This is a genomic window from Dietzia sp. UBA5065 (assembly GCA_002415925.1).
Classification (GTDB): domain Bacteria; phylum Actinomycetota; class Actinomycetes; order Mycobacteriales; family Mycobacteriaceae; genus Dietzia.
Genome location: DIAZ01000098.1, coordinates 3,785 through 4,648 on the forward strand (window position 1 = coordinate 3,785; position 864 = coordinate 4,648).

Annotated in this window: 2 protein-coding genes; one reads left to right on the forward strand and one right to left on the reverse strand. The window is 74.9% G+C overall.

Features of this window, described 5'->3' with window-relative positions; genetic code table 11:
• On the reverse strand, nt 1–387 hold a 387-nt coding region (locus tag B4M60_RS07480; RefSeq protein WP_291081848.1), incomplete at its 3' end, for a WXG100 family type VII secretion target.
• 199 nt (nt 388–586) lie between these two features.
• On the opposite strand from B4M60_RS07480, the gene B4M60_RS07485 reads away from it, so the two are divergent.
• A partial coding sequence (locus B4M60_RS07485; protein WP_291081850.1) for a cytochrome c biogenesis protein ResB occupies nt 587–864 on the forward strand: 278 nt, incomplete at its 3' end.

Consider the following 864-nt stretch of genomic DNA (forward strand, 5'->3'; position numbering starts at 1 on the left):
GTCCACGGTGTCCTGCGTGACGTCCTCGCGGCCGGGGGCGGGACCCACGGAATCCTCGCCCACCACGAGCCCGGCGGACTCGGCGCCGGCGATCCGGTCGCGGACGGACTGCACCGCGGGCCCCAGGGCGGCGGCGGCGCGGGCGAGGACGTCGGCGAGGTCGGCGAGGCCGTCGGCGAGCTTGGTGACGTGCGCCCTCTCGGCCTCGGCGGCGTCCAGGACCGCCTCTGCCGCGACGCCCTCCCAGCCCCCGGCCAGCTTCTCCCGCCCCTCGCCCAGGATCCGGCGGGCCTCCTCGGCGGTGGCCCGCCGCCCGGCGACGGTCGAGCTCGTCGTCGTCACACCCCCCGCGTCCCACCGCCTCACACGGCCGATCGTGTACGTCACGCCGATCCCCTCTCCTGCGCCGTCACAGTGTCCGACGGCCCGGACCCCCGTCCGGTTCCACCGAGACCGCCCGGAGACCCTCGCCACGCCGCGGCGGGACCCCCGCACCCTGCCAGGATCCGCTCAGGTTCCCCCGACTAACCTGGGTCGAGACCGGCGCCGCGACAGGTCGGCGCGCCGCGACCCGCAGATGGACCCCATGCCAGAGCCCAGAACCGCCGCCCGCTCCCCGCTGGCCGCCGTCACCGCGTTCCTCCGCAACGCGTGGCGCACCCTCACCGCCATGCGCACGGCGCTGATCCTGCTGTTCCTGCTGGCCGTGGCCGCGATCCCGGGCGCGCTCCTGCCGCAACGCAGCCTCAACCAGGGCAACGTCACCAGCTACATCGCCGAGAACGGCTGGCTGGGCCGGACCTACGACAGGCTCCAGCTCTTCGACGTGTTCTCCAGCTGGTGGTTCACCGCCATCTACGTGCT